This is a genomic window from Streptomyces sp. B21-083 (genome assembly GCF_036898825.1).
In the GTDB taxonomy this organism is placed as follows: Bacteria; Actinomycetota; Actinomycetes; order Streptomycetales; family Streptomycetaceae; genus Streptomyces.
In genome coordinates this window covers 2,161,789-2,188,748 of record NZ_JARUND010000002.1, presented here as the reverse complement: position 1 = coordinate 2,188,748, position 26,960 = coordinate 2,161,789, and the positions used below count along the sequence as shown (strand labels likewise).

Sequence of the window (26,960 nt, the reverse complement as noted above, 5' to 3'; positions counted from 1 at the left end):
ACGGCGTAGTCACCACTCGATCCCTCGCTGCCCCTTCTGCCCGGTGTCCATCGGATGCTTGACCTTCGACATGTCGGTCACCAGATCCGCGAACTCGACCAGCTTCTCCGGCGCGTTCCGCCCGGTGATCACCACATGCTGGGTCCCCGGCCGGTCCCGCAGCACGGAGACCACCTCGTCGACATCGACCCACCCCCAGTGCATGGGATAGGCGAACTCGTCCAGCACGTACAGCTTGTACGTCTCGGCGGCGAGGTCCCGCTTGACCTGCTCCCAGCCCTCCCGGGCCTTCTCCTCGTTGTCGAGCTGCGCGTCACGCTGCACCCACGACCAGCCCTCGCCCATCTTGTGCCAGTCGACGGAGCCGCCCTCCCCGCTGGCCCCCAGCACCCGAAGCGCGTTCTCTTCCCCCACCTTCCACTTCGCCGACTTGACGAACTGGAACACCCCGATGGGCCACCCCTGGTTCCAAGCCCGCAGAGCAAGCCCGAAAGCAGCGGTCGACTTGCCCTTCCCGACCCCGGTATGGACGACGACCAGCGGCCGATTACGCCGCTGCCTGGTCGTCAGACCGTCCTCCGGTACGACACTCGGCTGTCCCTGAGGCATTACGCGGCCCTCCTGTTGCTGTACCTGTCGCCCTGTACGTCCCTGACCAACCCGGCGATCGAGTCGGCCCGCAGCTCATCCAGCGTCACGGCGGTACCCGCCAGGTCGCCGGCGAGCTGAGCGGCCAACCCGAGCCGCACGACCCCCGACTCACAGTCGACGACGACCGAGGCGATCCCCTCGGCCGCGAACAACCGGGCCGCCCGTGCCCCGAGCGCGACCGGCTCGGGTCCTCCGGTGGCCCGCCCGTCCGTCACGACCACGACGAGCGCCCGCCGCGCCGGATCCCGGAGCCGCTCGACCCGCAGCACGTCATGCGCCTTGAGCAGCCCGGCCCCGAGCGGCGTCCGCCCACCGGTGGGCAACGACTCCAGCCGAGCCGCGGCAGCGTCGACGGACGAGGTGGGCGGCAACGCGACCTCGGCACCCGCCCCGCGAAACGTCACGAGCCCCACCTTGTCCCGCCGCTGATACGCGTCGAGCAACAACGACAGCACAGCCCCTTTGACAGCACTCATCCGCTGCCGGGCCGCCATCGACCCGGAGGCATCGACGACGAACAGGACCAGATTCCCCTCGCGCCCCTCCCGGGTGGCCTGCCGCAGATCGTCCCGCCGCACGACCAGACCGCGCCCGACCCGCCCCCGCGCCCGCTGATGCGGCGCGGCGGCCTGCACGGTGGCCGCCAAGTGCAGCTTGGTGAGCGCCCCTTGAGGCCGTCGGGACCCCGTGGTCCGCCCCCGCTCGGTACGCGCCCGCGAACGCCGCCCGGCAGCGCCCTCGCCCACACCGGGCACACTCAGCACCTTGGTACGGAAGGGCTCGGCCGCCCGTACGGGCTGCTGCTCGCCGGAACCGGGCCCCGACGGCTGCGGCTCCCCGCCCTCCCCGGCCTCGGGCCGCGCGCCGGCGTCATCCCCCTGAGGCCCGTCGGACTCAGGGGCCTGGCCACCGCCACCTCCGGGCCCGTCCGACCCGGGATCAGGATCAGGATCCTCGTCGTCACCCTCGCCTTCCCCCGACCCCTGCCCGCCGAACTCCTCCAACGTCTCGTCGAGCTTGTTCTCGTCAAGCCCGGGCGCGTCAAAGGGATTTCGCCGCCGTCGATGAGGCAGAGCGAGCAGCGCGGCCTGTCGAACATCCTCCGCGAGCACGTCGGTACGCCCGGCCCAGGCGGCCAGCGCGACAGCCGTCCGCGCCATCACGATGTCGGCGCGCATCCCGTCCACCTCGAAGGCGGCACAGGTCGCGGCGATCTGCCTGAGCGCCCCGTCGCCCAGCCGCACCGACGGCAACAACTCCCGCGCGGCGACGATCCGGGCTCGTACGGCGGTCTCCTCGTCGGCCCACCGAGCGGCGAACCCGGCGGGATCGTCGTCGTACGCCAGCCGCCGCCGCACGACCTCCACCCGCTGATCGGGCTCCCGCGAGGCCGCGACCTCGACGGTCAGCCCGAACCGGTCGAGGAGTTGGGGTCGCAGCTCACCCTCCTCCGGGTTCATGGTCCCGACGAGCAGGAACTTCGCCGCATGCCGTACGGAGACACCCTCGCGTTCGACGTAGGAGGCGCCCATCGCGGCGGCGTCCAGCAAGAGGTCGACCAAGTGGTCGTGCAACAAGTTGACTTCGTCGACGTACAGGATCCCGCGATGCGCGTCGGCGAGCAGCCCGGGCTCGAAGGACTTCACGCCCTCCGAGAGCGCCCGCTCGATGTCGAGGGCCCCGACGAGCCGGTCCTCGGAGGCACCGACGGGCAGTTCGACCATCCGGGCAGCCCGGGACTCGTAGGCCCCGCCCTCGTGCGGCCCGTCCGGGCAGACCGGATCGGGCGCCCCCGGATCACACGAGAACCGACACCCGGCGACGACGTCGACCCCGGGCAACAGCACCGAAAGGGCACGCACGGCGGTGGACTTGGCGGTGCCCTTCTCGCCGCGCACGAGGACGCCGCCCACCGCCGGGGAGACCGCGTTCAGCAGCAGCGCGAGCCGCAGATCGTCCTGGCCGACGACGGCCGTGAACGGAAAGGGGGTACTCACTTGTCGTCGCCCTCCAGGTCGCCTTCGAGCTCCAGATAGGTCGCGCGCAGCCGCTCGATCGTGTCGGCGTCGGGCTCGGCCCACAACCCACGGTCGGCGGCCTCAAGGAGCCGCTCCGTGATCCCGCGCAACGCCCAGGGGTTGGACGTCTTCATGAAGTCCCGGTTCTCGGCGTCGAAGACGTACTCGGCCGACAACTTCTCGTACATCCAGTCGTCGACCACGCCCGCCGTCGCGTCGTACCCGAACAGGTAGTCCACGGTCGCGGCCATCTCGAACGCACCCTTGTACCCGTGTCGCCGCATCGCCGCCATCCAGCGCGGGTTGACCACCCGAGCCCGGAACACGCGGTGCGTCTCCTCGCCCAGCGTCCGGGTCTTCACCTGGTCGGGGGTCGCGGAGTCACCGACGTACGCCTCAGGGCTCGCCCCTGTCAGATGCCGCACCATCGCGACCATGCCGCCGTGGTACTGGAAGTAGTCGTCGGCGTCGACGAGGTCATGCTCTCTCGTGTCGACGTTCTTGGCCGCCACCGCGATCCGCCGGAACGCCGTCTCCATGTCCCCCCGGGCCGCTCGCCCGTCCAGCCCGCGCCCGTACGCGTAACCGCCCCACACCGCGTACACCTCGGCCAGGTCGGCGTCGGACCGCCAGTTGCGTGCGTCGATCAACGGCAGCAGGCCGGCCCCGTAAGCCCCCGGCTTCGAGCCGAAGATACGGGCCGTCGCCCGCCGCCGGTCCCCGTGGTCCGCCGCGTCGGCGTCCACGTGGGCCCGTACGAAGTTGGACTCGGCCGGTTCGTCCAGTTCCGCGACCGCCCGCACCGCGTCGTCGATCAGCCCGACCACGTGCGGGAACGCGTCCCGGAAGAACCCGGAGATACGGACCGTGACATCGATCCGGGGCCGCCCCAGCTCGGCCACCGGCACCACCTCGAACCCGGTCACCCGCCGCGACGCGTCGTCCCACACCGGACGGCAGCCCAGCAGCGCCAGGATCTCGGCGATGTCGTCGCCCTGCGTCCGCATGGCCGACGTACCCCAGACCGTCAGGCCGACGGACGTCGGATACTCGCCGTTGTCGGCCAGATACCGCTGCACGAGCGAGTCGGCGAGCGCCTGTCCGACCTCCCAACTCAGCCTGGACGGAATGGCCTTGGGGTCGACGGAGTAGAAGTTGCGGCCGGTCGGCAGGACGTTCACCAGTCCGCGCGTGGGTGATCCCGAGGGCCCCGCCGGGACGTAGCCGCCGTCAAGTGCCTTGAGGATGTGGGTGATCTCGTCCGTCGTACGGGCCAGCCGGGGCACCACCTCGCGGCAGGCGAACTCCAACACCGCGACGGCGTCCGGCAGTTCGACACCCAGCACGTCCCGTACGAGCGCGGGAACCGTCGCGGCCTCCCACGCCCGCTCCTCCAAGCCCTCCGCGAGCCGCCGGCACAGCTGCTCCAGCAGATCGATCGCGTCGGCGGCCGAACGCGACGGCCCCTCGACGAGATCCGTCAGCTCGACCGGCAGCTTCACCGGAGCCCCCGGCTCGGCCAGCAACGCCTTCTCGACCAGCCCGAAGTGCTCGGCCAGACAGGCCCGCAGACCCGGCAGCGCGTTCGCTGTGCCACCCCACACCTGCGAGGCGCGCAGCACCGCCAGGACGAGGTTCACGCGGGGTTCGGCCTCCGGGCCGCCGCCGAGGATGTGCAGCCCGTCGCGGATCTGCACGTCCTTGATCTCGCACAGATAGCCGTCGATGTGCATGACGAACGAGTCGAAAGCGTCGTCGTCCGGCTGGTCGTCCACATGCAGGTCGTGATGCAGCTCGGCCGCCTTGACCAGCGTCCAGATCTGCGCGCGCACCGCCGGCGCCTTCGTCGGGTCCAGGTCGGAGACGAGCGCGTACTCGTCGAGGAGCTGCTCCAGCTTCGCCAGGTCGCCGTACGTGTCCGCGCGCGCCATCGGCGGCACGAGGTGGTCGACGACCGTCGCGTGCCCGCGCCGCTTGGCCTGGGTGCCCTCGCCCGGGTCGTTGACGATGAAGGGGTAGACGAGGGGGAGTTCACCGAGCACGGCGTCCGGCCCGCACCCGCTGCTCAGCCCGAGTCCCTTGCCGGGCAGCCATTCCATGGTGCCGTGCTTGCCCATGTGGACGACCGCGTCCGCGCCAAAAGAATTCTCCAGCCACCTGTAGGCCGCCATGTAGTGGTGGGAGGGCGGCATGTCGGGGTCGTGGTAGATCGCGATCGGGTTCTCGCCGAAGCCGCGCGGCGGCTGGATCATCACGACGACGTTCCCGAACTGGAGGGAGGCCAGGACGATGTCGTCCCCGTCGACGTACAGGGAGCCCGGAGGCTCGCCCCACGTCTCCAGCATCCCGTCCCGCAACTCACCGTCCAGCGTGTCGAACCACGCCCGATAGTCGGCCAGCGGCACCCGCGCGGGCGCGGCGGCCAACTGGTCCTCGGTCAGCCACTCGACGTCGTGACCGCCGGCCGCGATGAGCCGGTGGATCAACTCGTCCCCGTTGTCCGGGTATTCGGTGAGCGAGTACCCGGCGGCGCGCAGCGCGTCCAGCACCCGTACCGCCGACGCGGGCGTGTCGAGGCCCACCGCGTTGCCGACGCGCGAGTGCTTGGTCGGGTAGGCGGTGAAGACGAGCGCGAGCTTCTTCTCGGCGTTCGGCTTGTACTTCAACCGGGCGTGCCGTACGGCGATTCCGGCCACGCGGGCGGCCCGCTCGGGGTCGGCGACGTACACCGGAACGCCGCCTGGGCCGTCCTCCTTGAAGGAGAACGGCACGGTGATCAGCCGGCCGTCGAACTCGGGGATCGCGACCTGCATCGCCGCGTCCATGGGGGAGAGGGCGGCGTCGGACCCGTCCCACGTACTCCTCGACGACGTGAGGCAAAGCCCTTGCAGCACCGGCACGTTCAGGTCGGCGAGCGCCCCGATGTCCCAGGCCTCCTCGTCACCCCCGGCCGACGCCTCCGAGGCATGCGTACCGCCGGCGGCGAGGACGGTGGCGATCAGGGCGTCCGCGCCGGCGAGCAGCTCGTACAGTCCCGCGTCGGCTCCGCGCAGCGAACCGCAGTACACGGGAAGGGCGTTGGCACCCCGCGCCTCGATCGCCTCGCACAGCGTGTCGACGAACCCGGTGTTGCCGCTGAGCTCGTGGGCCCGGTAGAAGAGCACCCCGATGGTCGGCCGGCCGCTCTCCCGCACGTACGAACCGTGCGTCCCGAACTCGGGCATCTTCTGCGGCTCGACGAACCCCTCACCGGTCAGCAGCACGGTGTCGGAAAGGAACCGTGCCATCTCCACGAGGTTGGCGGGCCCGCCCTCGACCAGATAGCGCAGCGCCTCCGCGACCACACCGGCGGGCACCGACGACTCGGCCATCAACTCGGCGTCGGGCACGGCCTCACCGCCGAGCAGCACGGTCGGCACACCGGACGACTTGAGATGGGCGAGCCCGTCCTCCCAGGCCCGTTTGCCGCCCAGCAGCCGTACGACGGCGATGTCCGCGCCCTCGACGAGCGCGGGCAGCTCCTCCGCGACATCCACCCGGGTCGGATTGCCGATCCGGTACGAGACACCGGAGGCGGCCCGGGCCGCCAGCAGGTCCGTGTCGGCGGTCGACAACAACAACACTGTGCTCATGCGGGTGCTCCCGGTGGAATGAAGGGCAGTCCTTGCGGCGCGCCCGACTCGATGAGTCGCCAGAGCGCGTCGGTGTCCGCGTGCTGTTCGACGAGATCGCCGAGCAGGTCGAGCTGTTCCTCGCGCAACCCGGCGAAGGAGGTGTCGGCGGCCGGCACGAAGCGGCGGCCCGCGGCGGCGGCCACCTCGCGCAGGAACGCCCGCCGGAACCCGTCGGATTCGAGCGAGCCGTGCCAGTGCGTACCCCAGACGCCGCCGACCCGGCACCCGTCCAAGAAGGGTTCCCCGCCGGTGACTTCGGCGACGCCGTGATGGATCTCGTACCCCTCGACATGTTCGCCGAGGGCGGTGCCGACGGGCCGGGTGAGGGTCTTCTCGCGGGCGAACCGCACCCTTACGGGAAGGATGCCGAGCCCTGTGACATGGCCTTGCCGGCTCTCGACTTCGTCCTCGATGTGCTCGCCGAGGATCTGGAAGCCGCCGCAGATACCGAGCACGGGCCGCCCCTCGGCGGCACGGCGGTTGATGGCGTCGGCGAGCCCACGCTCCCGCAGCCACGCCAGCGCCTTCACCGTCCCGCGCGTCCCCGGAACGACGACGAGGTCGGCGTCGGCCAGTTCCTCCGGCCGGTCCACGAACCGCACCACGACGCCCGGTTCGGCGGCGAGCGCGTCGACGTCGGTGAAGTTGGACATCAGGGGGACGGCGCAGACGGCGACCCGCAGCACGTCCTCCCCGACGGGCGGCGAGACGTTCGACTCCCGCACGGTCCCCCGCAGCGAGACCCGCAGCCCGTCCTCCTCGTCGATACCGAGCCCGTGCCGGAAGGGCAGCACACCGTAGGTCGGCCGTCCGGTGAGCCCGAGGAGCATGTCGAGCCCGGGTTCCAGCAGCGACACGTCCCCCCGGAACTTGTTCACGAGGAACCCGGCGACGAGCGCCTGGTCCTCGGGAGACAGCAGGGCGACCGTTCCGAAGAAGGAGGCGAAGACCCCGCCACGGTCGATGTCGCCGACGACGAGCACCGGGAGCCGGGCGTTGCGCGCGATTCCCATGTTGACGATGTCGGTCCGCCTGAGGTTGATCTCAGCCGGGCTCCCGGCCCCCTCACAGATCACCGCGTCATACGTGCCCCGCAGTTCGGCCAGGCACTCCAGCACGGTCCCGAGAAGTCGCTGCTGTCGCCCCCCGTGATAGCCCCGGGCGCTCATCTCCCCCACGGGCTTCCCCATGAGCACGACCTGACTGCTCTGATCGCCGCCCGGCTTCAGCAGTACGGGGTTCATGAGCGCCGTCGGCTCGATCCGGCACGCCTGCGCCTGCATGGCCTGCGCCCGCCCGATCTCGGCGCCCTCCCGCGTGACAAAGGAGTTGAGGGACATGTTCTGCGCCTTGAACGGAGCGACCTTGACCCCCTGCCGCACCAGCCACCGGCAGATCCCGGCGGTGACGACACTCTTGCCTGCGTCGGAGGTGGTCCCCGCGACGAGCAGCCCACCACCGAGGGCCCCGCCACCCATGAGGTGCGTCATGAGGTGCGCCCTTTCACCAGGGCCCGCGCGGCGACACTGACGCCGAGCGCGAGCAGACCGACGCGACGTGACAGCCGTACGGCCCGCTCGATGTCGTGAACCTCCACGGAACGCCCCTCCTGGTTCAGCACCGGCCGGTGCTCGACCCGTCCGCCGTAGGACAGGGTCCCGCCGAGTCGCACCCCCAGGGCGCCCGCGAAAGAAGCCTCCACGGGCCCGGCGTTGGGACTCGGATGCTTGCCCGCGTCGTCCCGCCAGGCCCGTACGGCCCCGCGGGGATCGCCACCGGCGAGTGTGGCCAGTGCGGCGGTGAGCCGCGCCCCCGGCCACCCCGCCACGTCGTCCAGCCGGGCGGAGGCCCACCCGTACCGCCGGTAGCGGTCCGACCGGTGACCCACCATCGCGTCAAGGGTGTTGACGGCCCGGAACCCGACCAGCCCGGGCACGCCACCCACGGCGCCCCAGACCAGCGCGCCCACCACGGCGTCGGAGGTGTTCTCGGCTACGGACTCGACGACCGCCCGGGCGATCCCGGCGGAGTCGAGCGCCTGCGGATCTCGTCCGCACAGATGGGGCAGCCGCTCCCGCGCACCCTCGATGTCCCCGGCCTCCAGCGACCGGCCGACGGTGCGCGCCTCTCGGCCGAGGGAGGTGCCGCCGACGACGGCCCAGGTTGCGGCGGCGGTGAGCGCGACGGAGGCGGTACGGGACGGACGTACGAGGCAACCGGCCGCCGTGGCAAGGGAGACGGCGCCTCCCACACACACGGCGGTGTGCAGCGCGCCCCACCCGCGGTGGTCCCGCCACAGCAGCCGTTCGACGGCGCCGGCGGCCCGCCCGAACGCGGCGACCGGATGCCCGCGGCGAGGGTCGCCCAGGATCAGATCAGCGAGGAGTCCGGCGGTGGCGCCGTACGCGAAAACGCGATCGGCACGCATCGGCTCAGCCGGCCGTGGGATCGGGCAGCGATCCGGTGCTGTACCTCGAACGGCAGCCGAGCATGGCGATATGTCCTCACTCAGGGTGTCCACGCCCTGGTTCGACGAGACCGGCGGCAAGAGTTCCTGGCTCCCGGGGTTACCTACCCCGGTGACAGTGGCGGGACCGCGCCGGATTCACACCGGCTTCCTCTTCTGCTGCCGTACATGGCTCCGGCAGTCCACCACGGGCCCCGAACACCCGTCAACTTGCCGTTGACCTGGAAAGGAGGACTGTGCTGAGCCCCACACCACGACCGGATCGGGGCGACGAAAAACGCCCGCCGCGCCCCTGACCACCGGTGAGGCGGCCACGGACACGGCGGGCGAGGAGGACGTACGCGGCTCTCAGGCCACGATCAGATAGATGCCGTACGCCACCACTGCCGCACAGGCGGCGAAGCACGCGTACGCGCCGGTGACCGCCAGCCCCGCCGACTCGCCCTGCGCGACCGCCCGTTCGCGGTGGGAGAGTCCGATGATGCCCAGGGTGAACACGCCCACCATGGCCACGGTGATGACGAGACTGACGCCGAAGACGGAGCCGAGGGCTGCCCAGTCGATCTTCATGTTGCTTCCTTCTTACTCGGACCAGGACGCTGGCTCGGACCAGGACTCAGAGGGCCGTGGCCGACGGCTGGACCGCGACCTCGGCCGGGGCCGGGATGGTGGCCGTCAGGTCGTCGACGACAGTGCCTGCCGGAGGCGGGGTCACGGCGGCGATGGCCGTCGTGACGACGCCGGGTGGCTCGGCGTCCGCCGTGTTTTCCACGGTCTCGCCCTCGACGTGGTTGACGTTGGTGTGGTCGATGACCTCGCGGCGCGACACGAGCCAGATCGCCGTGCTCGACGCGATGAGGAAGAGGGCCACCAGAGCCGTGCCCCAGTTGCCGAAACCGGTGACGTACTCCGCCAGCGCGCCCACAAGGGCCGCGGCGGGCAGTGTCAGTCCCCATGCCACGAACATCCGGGTCGCCGTCGACCAGCGGACGACGCCGCCCTTGCGGCCGAGGCCCGCACCCATCACCGAGCCGGACACCGAGTGCGTGGTGGAGAGGGAGAAACCGAGGTGGGAGGAGGCCAGGATGACCGTCGCCGCGCTGGTCTGGGCGGCGAAGCCCTGCTGGGGCTGAAGGTCGGTCAGACCCTTGCCCATCGTACGGATGATGCGCCAGCCGCCCAGGTAGGTGCCGAGCGCGATGGCCATGCCCGCGGAGAGGATGACCCACACCGGGGGATCGGAGTCGGGAGCGACAGCGCCGCCGGCGACCAGGGCGAGGGTGATGATGCCCATGGTCTTCTGCGCGTCGTTCGTGCCGTGGGCCAGGGAGACCAGGCCCGCGGAGGCGATCTGGCCGGCCCGGAAGCCCTTCTCGGCCGCCCTGCCCTCGGCCCGCTTGGCACCGAGCGTGTACGAAAGCCGCGTTGCCAGCATGGCCGCGACGCCCGCCACCAGCGGGGCGGCGATCGCCGGGATCAGCACCTTCGTCACCAGCACGTCGCCGTGGACGGCGCCGGTGCCCGCCGAGGCGATGGTCGCGCCGATGAGGCCGCCCATGAGGGCGTGTGAGGAACTGGACGGAAGCCCGACCAGCCAGGTCAGCAGGTTCCAGAGAATCGCGCCGACCAGCGCCGCGAAGATCACCTCGGGACGGATACCGCTCTCGTCCACGAGGCCCTTGGAGATCGTGTTGGCGACCTCGACGGAAAGGAAGGCGCCCACGAGGTTGAGCACGGCCGACATGGCGACCGCGACCTTGGGCTTGAGCGCACCGGTCGAGATGGTGGTGGCCATCGCGTTGGCGGTGTCGTGGAAACCGTTCGTGAAATCGAACGCAAGCGCGGTGACGACCACGATCGCGAGGATCAGCGAGAAGCTTTCCATTTACCCAGATTTCTTCCGTACGGTATTGGCTCTTGGACCGTAGGCAACCTGGATGAACGGAAGATGAACTGGTGGGGGATGCTGGGTGGCCGGAAACGGAGCGCCGTTCCCCTGGGGCTGCCGGACGGGCGGTGCCCGTGCCCGCTACCCCTCCGCGAACCGTTTGAGCTGGGCCGATGACCCGTTGAAGGGGTTCTGGTCGCCCGGCGGCGAGCCGCTGTTTCGGTACCGCCGGAACGTCCAGGATTTCCAGCCGCCGGACCGGCGGCTCTCCCTCGTCCACCGCGTTGTGGCGGGCCGGCCACAGTGCGTGCCTGGAAGTCAGGACGCCGCCGCTGTTCGCGGCGCCCCTCCGTGGCCGTGCCTGGCAGGATCGGGGCATGGCTGAGCAGCGACGGGACGGACGTGACGTGCGGGACGAGGCGCGGGGAGCGGGCGCGGGTGCGGTGCCGGGATCCGCCGGGCCGGACGAGTTGGCGCGCGCCTGGGCGGGGCTCGTCGCGACGGCCCGCCGCACGGTGGCCGACGGTCTGGTGGTCGGCACCTCCGGCAACGTCTCCGTGCGCGTCGGGGACACCGTCCTGGTCACCCCGTCCGGTGTTCCGTACGACCGGCTCACCCCCGAGGGAATCGTCGGCGTCGACCTGACCGGCCGCCAGATCCTCGGCACCCTGACCCCGACGAGCGAACTGCCCATGCATCTCGCCGTCTACCGTGCCACCGGCGCCCGCGCCGTCGTCCACACCCACGCGGTCCACGCGACCGCAGTCTCGACACTCGTACGAGAGCTGCCGCTGATCCACTACATGGCGGGCGATCTCGGCGGACCCGTCCGAGTGGCCCCGTACGCGACCTACGGCACCCAGGAGCTGGCCCGGAACATGCTCAGGGCCCTGACCGACCGCGCCGCCTGTCTCCTCCAGAACCACGGCACGATCGTCCACGGCGCCACCCTCGACCAGGCGTACGACCGCACAGCCCAGCTGGAGTGGATGTGCCGCGTCTGGCTGACGGCGTCGTCCGTACCCGGACTGTCCCCGACGCTCCTCTCGGAGGACCAGGTGGGAGAGGCGGCGGAGCGACTCAAGGGGTACGGGCAGCGGGGGGACGGGCAGCGGGGGTAGGGGAGAGGGGCTCGGATAAGGGGCGACGGCAACGGCTGCCGGGAAACGGGTGCGGCGGGGGAGACGCTTATCCCGCAGCCTCCTCCCGCTGGCCGTCGGAGCGCTCGGCGAGGACACTGGGTCCGTGCGCCCAGTCACCGCGACGGCCGCTGCCGTCACCGCAGCCCTGGCAGCAGGCGCCGCCAGTGTCGCCGCCGGCCGTTACGCCAGCGACGCCGCCCTCAAGGCGCCACCGGGCAGGCCCCTGCCCACCGAACCCCGGCTCACCGTGCACTCCACCGCCGCCGGCCGGGTCGTACTCACCCGCGCCCTGGCCTCCCAGCGCCCCGGCACCTACGGCCTCGCCGGTGACGGAACCCACGCCGTCGTCGGCCCCGTCCTGAACCACGCGGCCCACTCCGCCGACACCGTCGTACGCCGCCTCGAACGGGTCAGCCACGGCACCCTGGAACCCCGCGACAAGGTCTGGCTCACCCCGAACGTGTACGTCGGCGACCCCGGCACCGCTCTCGGGCTCGACCACCTCGACGTCGAGATCCCCGGCGAACTCGGCGCCCTTCCCGCGTGGTTCGTGCCCGGCGCCCGCAGCACCTGGGTGATCACCGTGCACGGCCTCGGCACCACCCGCGAGCACCCCCTGAACGTGCTGCCCTTCCTGCACAGCCAGCGCTTCCCCGTCCTCGACATCGCCTACCGGGGCGATCCCGGCGCGCCCCGGCCCTCGGACGGCCTCGGCCACCTCGGCGACACCGAGTGGCGCGACCTCGACGCGGCCATCCGGCACGCCCTGCGCAACGGCGCCGAGCACGTCGTCCTCTACGGCTGGTCCACCGGCGCCACCATGGCCCTGCGGGCCGCCGCCCACTCCTCGCTGCGCGAGCGGGTCTCCGGGCTGGTCCTGGACTCGCCGGTGCTCAACTGGGAGACCACCCTGCGCGCCCTCGCCAGGGCGCGCCGCACGCCGGGCGCGCTGCTCCCGCTGGCGGTACGGGCCGCCCAGGGCCGCACCGGCCTGCACGGCGACCGCATCGACGAGGCCGCCGACCCCTTCCGGCTCACCGTCCCGGCACTGATCCTCCACGGCCCCGCCGACACGATCGCCCCCTGGGGCCCCTCCCGCCGCCTCGCCGCCCGCCGCCCCGACCTGCTCACCCTCCACCAGGTCCCCGACGCCCCACACGGCGCGATGTGGAACGCGAACCCAGCAACCTACGAAGAAACCCTGCGCCGCTTCCTGACCCCCCTCATGTAACCGCCCCACCAACCCGGCCGCCTGGCCCGCCGGTTGCGTGCCTCCGCCTGCCCCGTCCGTTCCAGGTACTCCGGCCTGGTGGCTGCTCCCGGTGTACGTCCGTTGCGGGTGTTTTTGCCGGTGGGGTGCTCCCGGGTGGTGCTCTGGCGGGTTGCCTGCTCCTGGGGGTTCTGTTCGTTCCCGGTGCTGCGGGCCGGTTGCCCGCTCCCGGTGTTCCGTCCGCTCCGGGTGCTTCCACCGGGTGGGTGCTCGCGCCGGCCGGGTGGTCCTGCCGGTTGCCCGCTCCTGGCGGTCCGTCTGTTCCGGGTGCTCGCGGCGGTTGGTTGGTCCGGCGGGTTGCCCGCTCCCGGTGACCCTGTCCGTTCCCGGCGGTGCCGTCCGTCTCCGCAAGCCCCCGTGTGCTCCCGTCCGTCCCCCTGTCCCCGTCCGTCCCCGCTGGCTCCTGCCGTCCCGTCTCCTCCCAGTCGTCCCTTCCGCCCCGGCAGTCACGTCCGTCGCTCGCCCCGGGAAACGCCTGGTCCGCAACCCCGCATCCATGGGCGGCGGCCCTCCGAACCCCCTTCCGTTTAAGGCTGGACCACTGGCTTGAACAGCCCCCTGGACCCCCGCCCGCAACCCCTCCCTCAGTCGGCCCCGGGGCCCCTCGTGGCATTCCGTTTGGGTTTTCGGACCGTCAACCGGAAGACTGCACCCGTGACGTCCCGTATCCCGCGCGACTCCAGGCTTCGACTCGTCCGCCCGCGACCCCTGGCCGCCGCCCCACGAGCGATGAACCAGCGGCGCTCGCGCCGACCCGCCCCCCGTCCGCCCGAGGGCACACCCGCCCCGGCGGAACTGGCCAGAATGGCCCGCTCCGGACTCGCCGGCGCGGCCCGTGTCGCCCGCTGGGCCGACCCCGCACTCAGGCCCGGCCATGACGGCGGGTCCTCAGACGGCAGGGGCACCCTGTCCGCCGCCACCGCCGAACGGGCAGCCGCCGAACTGGGGCTGACCGCGGATCAGGTCCGCCACGACTGGGACACCGCCCGGCTCGCCGGCCTCGTCGAGGTGCACGGCGACATCGCACGCCCCGGCTGGCGCCTGCGCGCCTGGAACCGCGACGACAGCGCCGTCCTGCGCGGCTGGGTCGCCCTCTTCGACGCCTGGTCGATCGCCCACCCGGAGGCCGCGGACCACGAGCCCGCCGCCGTCGCCGAGGTCGTCTCCGCGATGCCCCAGGTGCTCTCCTTCCTCCAGCTGTCCGCAGGACCGGTCCCCATGGAGCAGCTCCTGGACCTCCTGGAGCAGCGGGTCACGGAACTGCGCACCGAGCGCTGCGAGATCCCGTACGGGCCTCAGCCCGAGCCGGTGTCACAGCAGCCGGAGGTGACCCCCGTCGAAGACACCCCGCTCGCTCCCCTCCTCGACTGGGCCCTGCACGCCCTGGCCTCCGTCGGCGCCCTCACCTACGGCGACGGCCACGCCACGCTCACCCCGCTCGGCAGCTGGGCGGTGTGGGTCAAGCTGGAGCAGATCTGCGTCGCCGCCCAGAGTCCGGCCGGCAACATCGAGCAGAACGCCGAGGACATGCTCCGCGGCTGCTCCCAGCTGCGTCCCAACGCGGCCCGCGCCGAGTACCGGGCCTGGCTCGCCGCCCGCCCCGTCGGCAGCGCCGTCGCCGAACTCCTCGACGCCGCCCGCGGCGAGGACGCCCTGCTGCGCGGCCTCGCCTTCGAGGCGCTCCGCGTGGTCGGCGGCCCCGCCGAGCCCGACGTACGCGCTGTGACGGAGAAGACCCCGCTGCGGCCGTACGCCCTGCTGTGGCTCGCCGAGCACGACGGGATCGACCCGGAGGACGCCCACGAGGTGCTCACCCGCGAGGAGGCCACCTGGATGTGGGTCGACACCGCCGCGGCCGTCGCCGACCACGGCGAGGCGCCGCTGCTCGTGCGTCACCTGGAGTCCGCGGTGCAGCCCACCATCCCGGCGCTCCTCGACGAGGTCCGCGCGGTGGGCCACCCCCGCACCGTCCAGGTCCTGGTCGCCCTCGCCGCCGCCCACCCCGACCCGGCCCTCGCCAAGGCCGTACGCCGAGCCGCCTTCCAGGTGCACACCGGAGGCAACTGACCGGAGGCGACCAGGGCCTGCCCGGGGCGGACGGAGGAGACGGTCAGGCCTGTATCTCGGGCGCGTACGTGCCGAAGCTCCAGATGTTGCCCTCGATGTCGCGTGCCATGTAGTCGCGCGAGCCGTAGTCCTGGTCCGTCGGGGGCATCAGGATCTCCGCGCCGTGCTCCAGGGCCTGCTGATGGTGTGCGTCGACATCGTTCACGACGACGTACACCCCGCACGGGCCCGCGTCCTTCATCGCCGTGTCGAAGACGCCGCCCCGGCCCTTCGAACCGAGCATCACCGCGCCGTTGCCCTGTACCAGCTCGGCGTGCAGCACCGAGCCGTCCTCCCCCTCGTACACCGACGCCTCGGTGAAGCCGAAAGCCTCCGTGAGCTGCCGGATCGCCGCCTTCGCGTCCGCGTACACCAGTGTCGGGTAGACGCTGGGACGCCCGCCGCCCGTGCCTGCCATGCCCATCACTCCCTCGGGTCCCGCTGCCGGAAAACCGCCGGAAAAACGGCCTGCGCCCAGTCTTGCACCGGCCACTGACAACACCCCGCCGAGCCGCGTCGACGGGCAGACCGGCGGCACGCCGATACACCACCTGAGCTGCGGCGCCGGACCGCGGGCCGAACGGGTGACCCGTCCCGAACACCCGCACGCAGAGAAAGTGCTTGCACGACCCCGTTAGACTTGGCCCATGGCCATTCTCCTCGCGCATTAGACGGCGGGAACGTCCTCAGCCGCCCACCCCGCCAACAACCCGCCCTGGAGCATGTCCGTGATCTCCGCCTCCGGTATCGAGCTGCGCGCCGGCGCCCGTGTCCTCATCGAGTCCGCCACCTTCCGTATCGTCAAGGGCGACCGCATCGGCCTGGTCGGCCGTAACGGCGCCGGCAAGACGACCCTCACCAAGGTCCTCGCGGGCGAGGGCGTCCCAGCGGCGGGCCAGATCGCCCGCTCCGGCGAGGTCGGCTACCTCCCCCAGGACCCCCGCACCGGCGACCTCGACGTGCTGGCGAGCGACCGCATCCTCTCAGCGCGCGGCCTGGACGCCCTGATCCGCAAGATGCGCGAGAACGAGCAGCGCATCGCCAACGGCTCGGGCGCCACCCGAGAGAAGGCCATGCGGCAGTACGAGCGCCAGGAGACGGAGTTCCTCACCAAGGGCGGCTACTCCGCCGAGGCCGAGGCCGCCACCATCGCCGCCGCGCTCAACCTGCCCGACCGGGTGCTCGGTCAGCCCCTGCACACGCTCTCCGGTGGTCAGCGCCGCCGTATCGAGCTGGCCCGCATCCTGTTCTCGGACGCGGACACCCTGCTGCTCGACGAGCCGACCAACCACCTCGACGCCGACTCGATCGTCTGGCTGCGCGACTACCTGAAGTCCTACCGCGGTGGCTTCATCGTGATCTCCCACGATGTCGACCTGGTCGAGACGGTCGTCAACAAGGTGTTCTACCTGGACGCCAACCGGGCCCACATCGACGTCTACAACATGGGCTGGAAGCTCTACCAGCAACAGCGCGAGGCCGACGAGAAGCGCCGCAAGCGCGAGCGCCAGAACGCCGAGAAGAAGGCCGCCGCGCTGAACGCGCAGGCCGACAAGATGCGCGCCAAGGCCACCAAGACGGTCGCCGCGCAGAACATGGCCAAGCGCGCCGACCGGCTGCTCGCCGGCCTCGACGCGGTGCGGGTCTCCGACAAGGTCGCCAAGCTGCGCTTCCCGGAGCCCGCCCCCTGCGGCAAGACCCCGCTGATGGCCGAGGGGCTGTCGAAGTCGTACGGCTCGCTGGAGATCTTCACCGACGTCGACCTGGCCATCGACAAGGGCTCGCGCGTCGTCATCCTCGGCCTGAACGGCGCGGGCAAGACGACCCTCCTGAGGCTGCTCGGCGGAGCCGAGAAGCCCGACACCGGTGAGGTCATCGAGGGCCACGGACTCAAGCTCGGCTACTACGCGCAGGAGCACGAGACCCTCGACCCCGAGCGCTCGGTCCTGGAGAACATGCGCTCCGCCAACCCCGACCTGGACCTGGTCGAGGTCCGCAAGACGCTCGGCTCGTTCCTGTTCTCCGGCGACGACGTCGACAAGCCCGCCGGCGTCCTCTCCGGCGGTGAGAAGACCCGCCTCGCGCTCGCGACCCTCGTGGTCTCCTCCGCGAACGTGCTGCTCCTCGACGAGCCGACGAACAACCTCGACCCGGCCAGCCGCGAGGAGATCCTCGGCGCGCTGCGCACGTACAAGGGTGCCGTCGTCCTCGTCACCCACGACGAGGGCGCCGTCCACGCGCTCCAGCCGGAGCGGATCATCCTGCTGCCGGACGGCGTCGAGGACTTGTGGGGAGCCGACTACGCGGATCTGGTGGCCCTCGCCTGACCGCTCGGCGGGGTCACGGGCACGTGATCGAATCGCTGATCCACTTCTTCTGGATCATTCGGCCGATCCGTGATCCATCATCTGTGTGAGATCTCCTCATACCGAGGTGTGTCCTACATCCATTTCACGGCCGGGCCCTTCATCGACAAGGGCCCGGCCGTTGCGCGTTCCTGACCAGGCAATTCACGGAACAACTCGTTCGGCCGTACGGACACGCACGTGCGGAATACCGAATTCCGGTTGTGGGGATGCGCTCCTGTCGTCAAAACCTTGTCTCACGGACCTTGCCGAATGGGTGGCCATGACGCGCTTGAGGGGTGATCATGAGAGGACCAGAGCGCACTTCCCACGAGGAGGCACGGGTGGCCGAGACTCTGAAGAAGGGCAGCCGGGTAACCGGCGCCGCGCGCGACAAGCTCGCGGCAGACCTGAAGAAGAAGTACGACTCCGGTGCGAGCATTCGAGCGCTGGCCGAAGAAACCGGTCGCTCGTATGGCTTCGTACACCGGATGCTCAGCGAGTCGGGCGTCACGCTCCGTGGACGGGGCGGGGCGACCAGGGGCAAGAAGGCCGCTTCGGCCTGAGCCCCGTCGACTCGTCGGCTTCGATGGTGACCACCCGGTCGGTCCGCTGACCGGCTGGGTGGTTACTGTGCAGTCACTTAGGTAGTCCCGCAGGGGACAGTCACCTGATCCGACCGCACTCATCGGAGGCGCCCCATGGCTTCGTTCGACCAGGACGTTGTTGGTCAAGGTCCCGAAGTTCCCGTACTCGACAAGGACGGCGTACGACTCACCGTCGACGACGCGGTCGCCACGGTGACACTGGCCAACCCGGCCAAGCGCAACGCGCAGAGCCCCGCTCTGTGGCGTGCACTGGCCGAGGCGGGCCGGCTGCTGCCGGGCACCGTGCGTGTCGTCGTGCTGCGCGCCGAGGGCAAGTCGTTCTCCGCCGGACTGGATCGTCAGGCGTTCACGCCCGAGGGGTTCGACGGCGAGCCGTCGTTCATCGATCTGGCGCGCAGTGACGACGCCACGCTGGACGGCACCATCGCCGAGTACCAGGAGGGTTTCACCTGGTGGCGGCGCACCGACCTCGTGTCCATCGCCGCAGTACAGGGACATGCCGTCGGTGCGGGCTTCCAGCTCGCGCTCGCCTGTGACCTGCGCGTCGTCGCCGACGACGTGCAGTTCGCCATGCGCGAGACCAGCCTCGGCCTCGTCCCCGACCTGACGGGCACCCATCCGCTCGTCGGCCTGGTCGGTTACGCCCGCGCGCTGGAGATCTGCGCGACCGGCCGCTTCGTTCAGGCCGAGGAGGCCGTGAACACCGGCCTCGCCAACATCGCCGTACCGGCCGACCAGCTCGACGACGCCGTACGCGAGCTTCTCGCGGCGCTGCTCGCCGCGCCCCGGGACGCCCTCGTCGAGACGAAGGCGCTGCTGCGCGGCGCCCAGGGCCGGACGTACGACGAACAGCGCACCGCCGAGCGTGCCGCCCAGGCCCGCAGGCTGCGGGACCTGGCCGGCGTCGGCGACTGACAGTTCGTACACGTACACGCGCGTGAGGGGCCGCTGCCCACCCGGCAGCGGCCCCTCACGCGTCCCCTGCCTGGCGCATCCCAGGCGCGGGTCCGCGCGGCCCCGCCTACTGTGGGTGGTGGAGGACGACCGAAAGGGGTGTACGGCGATGACCGACATGACCCAGCCCAGTGGGCCGGAGCAGCCAGGCGATCAGGGCGGTGACCCGCGGGCCGCCCAGCTCAGGAAACCGAACGTCACCAGGCGCGGCGGTGGCGAACCCGCCGACCGGGGGCGCACCACGATCGCCGACGGGGTCGTCGAGAAGATCGCCGGGCTCGCCGCCCGGGACGTGCTCGGTGTGTACGCGATGGGCAGCGGTCTGTCCCGGACCTTCGGCGTGGTCCGCGACCGGGTACCGGGCGGCTCCTCGAAGTCCGTCAGCCGTGGGGTGAAGGCCGAGGTCGGAGAGGTACAGACGGCTCTCGACCTGGAGATCGTCGTCGAGTACGGCGTCTCGATCGGCGACGTGGCCCGGGCCGTGCGCGAGAACGTCATCGCGGCCGTCGAACGCATGACCGGCCTGGAGGTCGTCGAGGTCAACATCGCGGTGACGGACGTCAAGCTGCCCGAAGAAGAGGAAGAAGAACCCGAGCCCCGGCTGCAGTGACGGATTCGGGGCATCGGCAAAGCACCGGGAAGGCAGGGCAGCATGAGCATCGCCGTGATCGGCATGATCGCCGGAATGGCGCTGGGATTCGCCGGGTACTTCGGTGGCTTCGGCGCGTTTCTGCTGGTGGCCGCCCTGGGCGCCCTCGGCTTCGTCGTCGGCCGGTTTCTGGAGGGTGACCTGGATCTGGGTGACTTCTTCCGCACCCGCGGCGACCGGCGGCGGTGACGCCCCGTGGCCGAGGAGCAGTCCGGTGACGAGCGGCCGGCAGACACACGTATGCCCCGCAAGGCCATGCCGGCCGTGCCGCCCGGTGAACGCGGTGCCACCCGGATCGCCGACCGGGTCGTGGCGAAGATCGCCGCGCAGGCGGCCCGCGAGGCGCTGGCCGAGCTGCCCCCGGACGCCGTACCCCCGCACGCCACGGTCGTCGTCCACCACGATCGCGCCCGCGTCCGCGTGATCCTCGAACTCCCGTACCCCTCGGATATCGGTGGCCAGTGCGCGACAGTGCGTCATCGGGTCGCTTCGCGGGTACACGCACTGGCGGGAATGGACGTGCCGGAGGTCGCCGTCGAGATCGAGCGGCTGCACCTGGCACCGCCGCACGGTGCGGCACCAGGGAAGGCACAGGGGAGGACGCGATGAGCGAGCCCCAGGGCTTCGACGGCTCCGGGAACACCCGAAGACTGCCAGTGCTGGAGAAACCGGACGACGTGCCGGCCGACACCGCGGGAAGGGGGCAGTCCTCGTCCACCGCCGCCTACGACCCCCTGCCCGTCCTCGGCGACGGGAAGGACAGGAACGGCCGCTTCTGGTCGGCGCGCCGCGTTCCGGCAGCCGTCGTCGCCCTGCTGCTCCTTCTCGTCGCGGGCGCGTTCCTCTACGACATCACCGCGGTACGAGCCCACCGGCAGGCCATGAGCTGGCGGAAGTCACTGGCCGGGCAACTCGCGGACCGTCCCCTCGACGACACCTGGGTCCTGGTCGGCGCCGGCGTCGCGGTGGCCCTCGGCGCCTGGCTCCTCGTCCTCGCCGTCACGCCCGGCCTGCGAGGCGTCCTGCCGATGCGGCGCACCCACACCGACGTCCGGGCGGGCCTGCACCGGGCCGCGGCCGCGATGGTGCTGCGCGACCGGGCCGTCGAGGTGTCCGGCGTCCAGTCGGTCCGGGTCCGGATGACCCGCACCAGGGCCGACGTCCGCGCGGTCTCCCATTTCCGCGAACTCGACGACGTACGGGCCGACCTGGACGACGTGCTCGCCCATGCGATCAGGAGCCTCGGCCTGTCCCGGCCGCCGGCCCTGTCGGTGCGTGTCGTCCGTCCCGGCCGGAAGGGGTGAGGACGGATGCCGCGCATCGTCAACCGCGTACTGCTGGGCCTGGCGGGCCTGGCGCTGATCGTCGTCGGCGGCTCGGTACTGGCCGTGGGGCTCGGTGCCCGATGGCCGACGTGGTGGATCCACGACGACCGCCACGACGTACTGCTGAGCGATGCCGAACGCACCCACTACCGGGACGCCGGCTGGTGGTGGCCGACGGTCCTCGCCGTCCTGGCCGCCCTGGTCCTCCTGTCCCTGTGGTGGCTCGCCGCGACCCTGCGCCGACGCCGCCTCACCGAGGTCCTGGTGGACACCGGCGACAACGAGGACGCCCTTCTGCGAGGCCGCGCCATGGAGAGCGCGGTCGCGGGAGAGGCGGCCCGCCTGGAGGGCGTGGAACGAGCCCATGTGACCCTGACAGGCAGCCGCACGTCCCCGGAGGCCCGAATCCAACTCCTCCTCCAGCCACACGCGGCCCCGGAGGAGGCGGTACTCCGCCTGACAACGGAGGCCCTGACCAACGCCCGCGACTCGGCAGGCCTCAAGTCCCTCCCGACAGAAGTGGATCTGAGGGCGGTCAAACACCGCGCGGAAAGGGTCAACTAGCAATCAAGGAGCACGAGCAACTCCCTGGGGGCGCGAGGAACTGCGCGACAAGCCACAACGCGCCCGCAGCCACCCCCTGGGGGCGCGGGGAACTGCGCGACAAGCCACAACGCGCCCGCAGTCAACCCCCAGGGGCGCGGGGAACTGCGCGACGAGCCACAACGCGCCCCGCTGTCACCCCCTAGGGGCGCGAGGAACTGCGCGACAAGCCACAACGCGCCCGCAGCCACCCCCTGGGGGCGCGGGGAACTGCGCGACAAGCCCCGACGCGCCCGCAGTCAACCACGGCGCTCAAAACCCGTGCCGCATCCCCCCGTCGACAGGCACCATGACCCCCGTCAGATAGCTCGCCGCAGGCGACAACAGAAACGCCGCCGTACGCCCGAACTCCTCCGGCTTCCCGTACCGCCGCAACGGAATCCGCGACTCGTTGGCGACCCGGGTCGCCGCCGGATCCGCCGACAACCCGTCCAGCTCGCGCACGCGATCCGTGTCGATGCGCGCCGGCAACAACCCCACCACCCTGATCCCGCGCGGCCCCACCTCGTCGGCGAGCGACTTGGCGAACCCGGCGAGCCCCGGCCGCAGGCCGTTGGAGATGGTCAGCCCCGGAATCGGCTCGTGCACCGAACCGGACAGCACGAACCCGACGACCCCGCCCGCCTCCAGCTCCGCCACCGCCGTACGGGCCAGCCGTACCGCCCCCAGGAACACCGAGTCGAACGCGGCCCGCCACTGCTCGTCCGTGTTGTCGGCGACGAACCCCGGCGCCGGACCGCCCACGCTGACGAGGATGCCGTTGAAGCGCCCGAAGTGCTCGCGGGCCGCCGCGACGAGCCGTTCCCCGACCTCCGGGTCGGAGTTGTCCGCGGCCACGCCCACCGCCCCCGGGCCCAGGGCCGCCGCCGCCTCCGTGACCGTCTTCTCGTCCCGCCCTGTGATGACCACTTTCGCGCCGTCGGCGACGAGTTCGCGCGCGGCGGCGTTGCCCAGTCCCCGGGTGGCTCCGGTGACGACGTACACCCGGTCCTTCAGTCCAAGATCCATGGTCCCTATCCTGCCCGGTTCTCGCCGTACAGGGTGAGGGCGGTGTTGACGAGGCCGATGTGGCTGAACGCCTGGGGGAAGTTGCCGAGCTGACGGTCGGCGATCGGGTCGTACTCCTCTGCCAGCAGCCCCACGTCGTTGGTGACAGCGACCAGGCGTTCGAAGAGGGCTTGCGCCTCCTTCGTACGGCCGATCATGTGCAGGGCGTCCACCAGCCAGAACGAGCAGGCCAGGAACACGCCCTCGTCGCCGGGCAGCCCATCGACCACGGGACCGTCCGTGCTGTAGCGGCGGACGAACCCACCGTGCCCCAGCTCGTCCCTGATCGCGTCGACGGTGCCGACGATCCTCGGGTCGTCCGGCGGCAGGAAGCCGACGCGGGGCAGGAGCAGTACGGCGGCGTCGAGTTCGCGGGAGCCGTAGAACTGGGTGAACGTGTTGCGCTCCGGGTCGTAGCCGCGTTCGCACACCTCCCGGTGCACCTCGTCGCGCATCGCCCGCCAGCCCTCCAGGTCGCCGCCGCTCAGCTTCGGGTTGAGCTCCAGCTGACGCACCGCGCGGTCCGCCGCCACCCAGGCCATCACCTTCGAGTGCACGAAGTGCCGGCGTGGGCCGCGCACCTCCCACAGCCCCTCGTCGGGCAGCCGCCACGCCGTCTCCAAAAACTCCATGAGCGCGCACTGCAGGCGCCACATGTGCGGCTTCGACGGCAGTCCCGAACGCCGGGCCAGCGCCAGCGAGTCCATGACCTCGCCGTACACGTCGAGCTGGAGCTGCCGTACCGCGGCGTTGCCGATGCGCACCGGGGCCGAGCCGCCGAACCCGGGCAGCCAGTCCAGCTCGAACTCGGGCAGCCGGCGCTCACCTGCGAGCCCGTACATGATCTGGAGGTCCGCCGGGTCGCCCGCGACCGCCCGCAGCAGCCAGTCACGCCAGCACTCGGCCTCCTCGTGATAGCCCACCGACAGCAGCGCGTTCAGGGTGAGCGTGGAGTCGCGCAGCCAGCAGTAGCGGTAGTCCCAGTTGCGTACGCCGCCCAGTTCCTCGGGGAGCGAGGTGGTGGGGGCGGCCACGATCCCGCCGGTCGGCGCGTACGTCAGCGCCTTGAGGGTGATCAGCGAGCGCACGACGGCGTCCCGGTGCGGCCCCTCGTACGTACAGCGCGCCGTCCAGGCCTCCCAGTCCGAGACGGCCGCGTCCAGTGCCTCGTACGGGTCGACGAACGGCGGATGCGGCTCGTGCGAGGGATGCCAGGTCAGCACGAACGCGACCCGTTCGCCCTCCGCGACGGTGAACTCCGAGTACGTGGTGAAGTCCCGGCCCCAGGTGCGCACCCCTTCGTCGGTGCGCAGCCACACGGCGTCCGGCCCGGCGACGGCCACCCGGTGCCCGTTCGTCCGGCGCATCCAGGGCACGATCGCGCCGTAGTCGAAGCGCAGCCGCAGCGTGCTGCGGACGGTCACCTCGCCACGTACGCCCTCGACGATCCGTACGAGATCGGGGGCGCGGTCGCGCTGCGGCATCAGGTCGGTGACGCGTACGGCGCCGTCGTCGGTCTCCCACTCGGTGTCGAGGACGAGGGTGCCGGGCCGGTAGGAGCGCCGGACGCACCGGTCGGCGCCCTCGGGGGCGATCCGCCAGTGCCCGTTGCTTTCGTCGCCGAGCAGCGCGGCGAAACAGGCGGCCGAGTCGAAGCGGGGCAGACACAGCCAGTCGACGCTGCCGTCCATGCCGACGAGCGCGGCGGTCTGGTGGTCGCCGACGAGGGCGTAGTCCTCGATACGAGGGATGCGGTGCTTCTGATGGGGGTGCACGAGGGGCGGGTTCCCGGTGTGGGGCCCCGGCATTCGGGCGAAGACGTCCTGTCACACGCCGAGATCTCCCGGTTACGTCACCCGGCCGTTCACGCCGAACGGGGTGGTGTCACACGGTGGCGGGCTCGGTGTCCGGCGAATCCCGCGCCTCATGTGCCGCGGCTTCGGCCTCCGCGCGGTCCCGGCGTTCCCGGCGGACGAGGATCACCCAGCCCAGGGGGACAGCGGCGGAGAACAGCCACCATTGGATGGCGTAGGCGTAGTTCAGTGCGGCGTTCTCGTCGCCCGGCTTGCCCAGCAGCTCCGGGGTGTCGCCCTTCGGTTCGGGTGTCGTCAGCACGATGTAGCCGCCGAGCACCTCGGCGCCGAGCCGCCGGGCCTCCTGCTCGCTGTTGATCAGCATGACCTGCCGGTCCGGCAGCCCCTTGAGGTTCTTGATACCGCTCGCCGCGGTCGTCTCGGCGGGCATCAGCCGCCCGGTGACGGTGATCTGGCCCTTGGGGGGCGCCGGGATCGTGGGGAACGCGGTCTGGCTCGGACCGTCCGACGGGATCCAGCCCCGGTTGACCAGCAGGACCTTGCCGTCGTCGAGGACGAAGGGGGTCAGGACGTGGTAGCCGACCTCGTCGTCGGAGTTGGTGCGGCGACGGACGACGACCTCGTGGTCGGTGTCGAAACGACCCTTGGCGCTGACGGTGTGGTACCGCTCGTCGGTGGTGACGGTGTGACCGGGGGAGGTCAGCTTCTCCACGGGCACCGGATCGGCGGACAGCGCGTCGGCGACCAGCTGGTTACGGGCGCTGCGCTCTTCGTAACGGTGCATCTGCCAGATGCCCAGCCTGATCATCGTGGGGATGAGGACGAGGGCGACCAGCGTGAGGATCACCCACTGCCGGGACAAGAGGAAGCGGTACACCCCACTGACGGTACAACTCGCCCGTGGGGTGCGTTCAGGGGGGTGCGTCCAGGGGGTACGGACCGGGACGCGGGCCTCTCGAACCCTCCCGGGCCGTCTCAGACCCTGTCGACGATCCCCACCCTCCCCTCCGCGCGTGCGCAGTGCGCCCCGCAGTACCAGTGGCCCTCGGCCTCGACGCCCTGCCCGATGATCTGGACCCGGCAGTGCTCGCAGATGGGTGCCATGCGGTGGATCGCGCAGGCGAAGCAGTCGAAGACGTGCACCGACCCCTGCGCGTGCACCTCGAAGGTCATTCCGTAACTGTTTCCGCAGACTTCACAACTGGCCATGGGCCACAGGGTGGGCCGTCGGCGCCGTGCGAGCGAGACGGCGCCGGGCGAGTCGGGCGCCAATCACCCGTCCGTACGGTCATCTCCCCGCCGCGGGTACCACGTCCCGCAAGAGCTGCCCGAAAGCCGCCTCGTCGATGACCGGCGTGCCGTACTGCCGGGCCTTGACCACCTTCGAGGTCATGGAGTCGGGGTCGTTGGTGACGAGCAGGCTGGTCAGCCGGGACAGGCTCGTCGCGACATGCAGTCCCGCCTCGACGGCCCGGTCCTCCAGCAGGTCGCGCTCGACCGAGGTGTCCCCGGAGAACGCCACCCGCATGCCCTGCCTGAGCGGCTGGCCGTCCTCGTAGCGCCCCGGGTTGGGGTACGGGCACGCCGGCCGCTTGCGGGACGGGCGCCAACTGGTCGGCTGATAGCTCCCGTAGCCCCCGGTGGCCTGCCGCCCGATCTGGGGGCGGGCGGAGCCGCCGGTCGCGGCCGATCCGGACCACTCCGTCAGCGGCCGGCACTCCAGCAGCGGCAGTCGTACGCCGCCCCGCGCCGCCGCGTGCAGACTGGGCCGGAACGCCTCGGCGAGCACCCGCGCGTCGTCCAGTGCGTGGTGGGCCCGCTGCTGGACGACCCCGTAGTGCGCGGCGAGGGTCTCCAGTTTGTGGTTGGGCAGCGGCAGTCCCAGCTCCTTGGACAGCGCGATGGTGCACAGCCGCTGCCGCACCGGAGCCTCGCGCTCCGCGCGCGCGTACTCCCGGGCGATCATCGACCAGTCGAAGACGGCGTTGTGCGCGACGAGCACACGGTCGGCGAGCCGGGACGCGAACTCCTCGGCGATGTCCACGAAGAGCGGGGCACCCTCCAGGGCGTCGCTCGTCAGCCCGTGGATCCACACCGGCCCGGGATCCCGTTCCGGATTGACCGTTGTGTACCAGTGGTCCTCGACCTCGCCGTGCGCGTCCAGCCGGTAGACCGCGGCGGAGATTATCCGGTCGTCCCGGGACAGACCGGTCGTCTCGACGTCAACGACCGCGTACCCCTGGGGATATGCGGTCGGCCACGGGGCGGGGGACGGCGTGGGCGTCAGGTCTTCGAGCATGGTCCCAGAGAATACGGGCCGCGACTGACACTCCGTCGCGCGCCTGTCGCGCGTCCGCCGCGCACCCGTTGGCGGAGACCGCCAACAAGCAAGCGCGTTC

The 26,960-nt window shown here is 71.4% G+C and carries 24 protein-coding genes and 1 riboswitch; of the genes, 11 read left to right on the top strand and 13 right to left on the bottom strand.

Going from position 1 to position 26,960, the window contains the following annotated elements; genetic code table 11:
* Positions 1-9 precede the first annotated feature (9 nt).
* The 7 genes from cobO to QA861_RS33730 form a co-directional block, all read right to left on the bottom strand.
* The gene (gene cobO / locus QA861_RS33760; protein ID WP_334592447.1) at positions 10-609 is read right to left on the bottom strand and encodes a cob(I)yrinic acid a,c-diamide adenosyltransferase; all 600 of its coding nucleotides are present in this window, start codon (positions 607-609) and stop codon (positions 10-12) included.
* Positions 609-2,648 carry a putative cobaltochelatase gene (locus tag QA861_RS33755; RefSeq protein WP_334592446.1) on the bottom strand — a complete coding sequence of 680 codons (2,040 nt, stop codon included), beginning with the start codon at positions 2,646-2,648 and terminating at the stop codon, positions 609-611. The genes cobO and QA861_RS33755 overlap by 1 nt, the downstream gene beginning before the upstream one ends.
* Positions 2,645-6,301: a cobaltochelatase subunit CobN gene (cobN, locus tag QA861_RS33750; RefSeq protein ID WP_334592445.1), complete on the bottom strand. Its 3,657-nt coding sequence runs from the start codon at positions 6,299-6,301 to the stop codon at positions 2,645-2,647. Before cobN ends, QA861_RS33755 begins: the two co-directional genes overlap by 4 nt.
* The gene (locus QA861_RS33745) at positions 6,298-7,833 is read right to left on the bottom strand and encodes a cobyric acid synthase (RefSeq protein WP_334592444.1); all 1,536 of its coding nucleotides are present in this window, start codon (positions 7,831-7,833) and stop codon (positions 6,298-6,300) included. Before QA861_RS33745 ends, cobN begins: the two co-directional genes overlap by 4 nt.
* Positions 7,830-8,771 (bottom strand): cobalamin biosynthesis protein, encoded by a 942-nt coding sequence (locus QA861_RS33740; RefSeq protein ID WP_334592443.1) that lies wholly within the window; start codon positions 8,769-8,771, stop codon positions 7,830-7,832. Before QA861_RS33740 ends, QA861_RS33745 begins: the two co-directional genes overlap by 4 nt.
* Positions 8,772-8,869: 98 nt before the next feature.
* A riboswitch (cobalamin riboswitch) is annotated at positions 8,870-9,015 on the bottom strand.
* 143 nt (positions 9,016-9,158) lie between these two features.
* A complete protein-coding gene (locus QA861_RS33735; RefSeq protein WP_006375076.1) occupies positions 9,159-9,380 on the bottom strand; it encodes a hypothetical protein in 222 nt (73 codons plus the stop codon).
* Positions 9,381-9,426: 46 nt separating this feature from the next.
* Positions 9,427-10,695, bottom strand: a complete 1,269-nt coding sequence (locus QA861_RS33730) for an inorganic phosphate transporter (RefSeq protein WP_334592442.1) — start codon at positions 10,693-10,695, stop codon at positions 9,427-9,429.
* Between the two features lie 380 nt (positions 10,696-11,075).
* Here QA861_RS33730 and QA861_RS33725 point away from each other — a divergent pair, with 380 nt between their 5' ends.
* The 3 genes from QA861_RS33725 (at position 11,076) to QA861_RS33715 (ending at position 15,177) form a co-directional block, all read left to right on the top strand.
* A complete protein-coding gene (locus tag QA861_RS33725) occupies positions 11,076-11,819 on the top strand; it encodes a class II aldolase/adducin family protein (RefSeq protein WP_334592441.1) in 744 nt (247 codons plus the stop codon).
* Positions 11,820-11,943: 124 nt separating this feature from the next.
* Complete coding sequence (locus QA861_RS33720; protein WP_334592440.1) at positions 11,944-13,071, top strand: alpha/beta hydrolase family protein; 1,128 nt, start codon at positions 11,944-11,946, stop codon at positions 13,069-13,071.
* 693 nt (positions 13,072-13,764) lie between these two features.
* Positions 13,765-15,177 (top strand): hypothetical protein, encoded by a 1,413-nt coding sequence (locus QA861_RS33715; RefSeq protein WP_334592439.1) that lies wholly within the window; start codon positions 13,765-13,767, stop codon positions 15,175-15,177.
* A gap of 43 nt (positions 15,178-15,220) precedes the next feature.
* Here the strand turns inward: QA861_RS33715 and QA861_RS33710 are convergent, their stop codons facing one another.
* The gene (locus QA861_RS33710) at positions 15,221-15,634 is read right to left on the bottom strand and encodes a VOC family protein (protein WP_319093833.1); all 414 of its coding nucleotides are present in this window, start codon (positions 15,632-15,634) and stop codon (positions 15,221-15,223) included.
* Between the two features lie 310 nt (positions 15,635-15,944).
* Between QA861_RS33710 and QA861_RS33705 the strand changes: the two genes are divergently transcribed.
* The 8 genes from QA861_RS33705 to amaP all read left to right on the top strand — a co-directional run bounded on the left by QA861_RS33705 (position 15,945) and on the right by amaP (position 21,661).
* Positions 15,945-17,543, top strand: a complete 1,599-nt coding sequence (locus tag QA861_RS33705) for an ABC-F family ATP-binding cassette domain-containing protein (protein ID WP_334594931.1) — start codon at positions 15,945-15,947, stop codon at positions 17,541-17,543.
* Between the two features lie 362 nt (positions 17,544-17,905).
* Entirely contained in the window at positions 17,906-18,127 is a 222-nt protein-coding gene (locus tag QA861_RS33700; protein ID WP_006123601.1) for a helix-turn-helix domain-containing protein, read from the top strand.
* Between the two features lie 135 nt (positions 18,128-18,262).
* On the top strand, positions 18,263-19,084 hold the full coding sequence (locus tag QA861_RS33695) for an enoyl-CoA hydratase/isomerase family protein (protein WP_334592438.1): 822 nt from the start codon (positions 18,263-18,265) through the stop codon (positions 19,082-19,084).
* A gap of 148 nt (positions 19,085-19,232) precedes the next feature.
* Positions 19,233-19,733, top strand: coding sequence for an Asp23/Gls24 family envelope stress response protein (locus QA861_RS33690; protein WP_334592437.1), 501 nt, complete (start codon positions 19,233-19,235; stop codon positions 19,731-19,733).
* A gap of 42 nt (positions 19,734-19,775) precedes the next feature.
* Positions 19,776-19,961, top strand: coding sequence for a hypothetical protein (locus QA861_RS33685; protein ID WP_334592436.1), 186 nt, complete (start codon positions 19,776-19,778; stop codon positions 19,959-19,961).
* Positions 19,962-20,012: 51 nt separating this feature from the next.
* Positions 20,013-20,381, top strand: a complete 369-nt coding sequence (locus QA861_RS33680; RefSeq protein WP_334594930.1) for a hypothetical protein — start codon at positions 20,013-20,015, stop codon at positions 20,379-20,381.
* The gene (locus tag QA861_RS33675) at positions 20,378-21,076 is read left to right on the top strand and encodes a DUF6286 domain-containing protein (protein WP_334592435.1); all 699 of its coding nucleotides are present in this window, start codon (positions 20,378-20,380) and stop codon (positions 21,074-21,076) included. The genes QA861_RS33680 and QA861_RS33675 overlap by 4 nt, the downstream gene beginning before the upstream one ends.
* 6 nt (positions 21,077-21,082) lie before the next feature.
* Positions 21,083-21,661: an alkaline shock response membrane anchor protein AmaP gene (amaP, locus tag QA861_RS33670; protein WP_334592434.1), complete on the top strand. Its 579-nt coding sequence runs from the start codon at positions 21,083-21,085 to the stop codon at positions 21,659-21,661.
* Between the two features lie 291 nt (positions 21,662-21,952).
* Here amaP and QA861_RS33665 read toward each other — a convergent pair whose 3' ends face one another.
* The 5 genes from QA861_RS33665 to QA861_RS33645 all read right to left on the bottom strand — a co-directional run bounded on the left by QA861_RS33665 (position 21,953) and on the right by QA861_RS33645 (position 26,860).
* Entirely contained in the window at positions 21,953-22,708 is a 756-nt protein-coding gene (locus QA861_RS33665; protein WP_334592433.1) for an SDR family oxidoreductase, read from the bottom strand.
* A gap of 5 nt (positions 22,709-22,713) precedes the next feature.
* Positions 22,714-24,555, bottom strand: a complete 1,842-nt coding sequence (locus tag QA861_RS33660; protein ID WP_334592431.1) for a glycoside hydrolase family 15 protein — start codon at positions 24,553-24,555, stop codon at positions 22,714-22,716.
* Positions 24,556-24,631: 76 nt separating this feature from the next.
* The gene (locus QA861_RS33655; RefSeq protein WP_334592430.1) at positions 24,632-25,438 is read right to left on the bottom strand and encodes an SURF1 family cytochrome oxidase biogenesis protein; all 807 of its coding nucleotides are present in this window, start codon (positions 25,436-25,438) and stop codon (positions 24,632-24,634) included.
* Between the two features lie 98 nt (positions 25,439-25,536).
* The gene (locus tag QA861_RS33650) at positions 25,537-25,770 is read right to left on the bottom strand and encodes a metallothionein (RefSeq protein ID WP_078507207.1); all 234 of its coding nucleotides are present in this window, start codon (positions 25,768-25,770) and stop codon (positions 25,537-25,539) included.
* A gap of 79 nt (positions 25,771-25,849) precedes the next feature.
* On the bottom strand, positions 25,850-26,860 hold the full coding sequence (locus QA861_RS33645; RefSeq protein ID WP_334592429.1) for a DEDDh family exonuclease: 1,011 nt from the start codon (positions 26,858-26,860) through the stop codon (positions 25,850-25,852).
* Positions 26,861-26,960: the final 100 nt, after the last annotated feature.

What these genes read in the sequence shown, in the direction of transcription:
- cobO (WP_334592447.1), bottom strand. Translation starts at nt 609, where the DNA reads ATGCCTCAGGGACAGCCGAGTGTCGTACCGGAGGACGGTCTGACGACC.
- cobN (WP_334592445.1), bottom strand. Translation starts at nt 6,301, where the DNA reads ATGAGCACAGTGTTGTTGTTGTCGACCGCCGACACGGACCTGCTGGCG.
- QA861_RS33745 (WP_334592444.1), bottom strand. Translation starts at nt 7,833, where the DNA reads ATGACGCACCTCATGGGTGGCGGGGCCCTCGGTGGTGGGCTGCTCGTC.
- QA861_RS33740 (WP_334592443.1), bottom strand. Translation starts at nt 8,771, where the DNA reads ATGCGTGCCGATCGCGTTTTCGCGTACGGCGCCACCGCCGGACTCCTC.
- QA861_RS33735 (WP_006375076.1), bottom strand. Translation starts at nt 9,380, where the DNA reads ATGAAGATCGACTGGGCAGCCCTCGGCTCCGTCTTCGGCGTCAGTCTC.
- QA861_RS33730 (WP_334592442.1), bottom strand. Translation starts at nt 10,695, where the DNA reads ATGGAAAGCTTCTCGCTGATCCTCGCGATCGTGGTCGTCACCGCGCTT.
- QA861_RS33725 (WP_334592441.1), top strand. Translation starts at nt 11,076, where the DNA reads ATGGCTGAGCAGCGACGGGACGGACGTGACGTGCGGGACGAGGCGCGG.
- QA861_RS33710 (WP_319093833.1), bottom strand. Translation starts at nt 15,634, where the DNA reads ATGGCAGGCACGGGCGGCGGGCGTCCCAGCGTCTACCCGACACTGGTG.
- QA861_RS33695 (WP_334592438.1), top strand. Translation starts at nt 18,263, where the DNA reads ATGGCTTCGTTCGACCAGGACGTTGTTGGTCAAGGTCCCGAAGTTCCC.
- QA861_RS33690 (WP_334592437.1), top strand. Translation starts at nt 19,233, where the DNA reads ATGACCGACATGACCCAGCCCAGTGGGCCGGAGCAGCCAGGCGATCAG.
- QA861_RS33685 (WP_334592436.1), top strand. Translation starts at nt 19,776, where the DNA reads ATGAGCATCGCCGTGATCGGCATGATCGCCGGAATGGCGCTGGGATTC.
- QA861_RS33680 (WP_334594930.1), top strand. Translation starts at nt 20,013, where the DNA reads ATGCCCCGCAAGGCCATGCCGGCCGTGCCGCCCGGTGAACGCGGTGCC.
- QA861_RS33675 (WP_334592435.1), top strand. Translation starts at nt 20,378, where the DNA reads ATGAGCGAGCCCCAGGGCTTCGACGGCTCCGGGAACACCCGAAGACTG.
- amaP (WP_334592434.1), top strand. Translation starts at nt 21,083, where the DNA reads ATGCCGCGCATCGTCAACCGCGTACTGCTGGGCCTGGCGGGCCTGGCG.
- QA861_RS33665 (WP_334592433.1), bottom strand. Translation starts at nt 22,708, where the DNA reads ATGGATCTTGGACTGAAGGACCGGGTGTACGTCGTCACCGGAGCCACC.
- QA861_RS33660 (WP_334592431.1), bottom strand. Translation starts at nt 24,555, where the DNA reads ATGCCGGGGCCCCACACCGGGAACCCGCCCCTCGTGCACCCCCATCAG.
- QA861_RS33650 (WP_078507207.1), bottom strand. Translation starts at nt 25,770, where the DNA reads ATGGCCAGTTGTGAAGTCTGCGGAAACAGTTACGGAATGACCTTCGAG.
- QA861_RS33645 (WP_334592429.1), bottom strand. Translation starts at nt 26,860, where the DNA reads ATGCTCGAAGACCTGACGCCCACGCCGTCCCCCGCCCCGTGGCCGACC.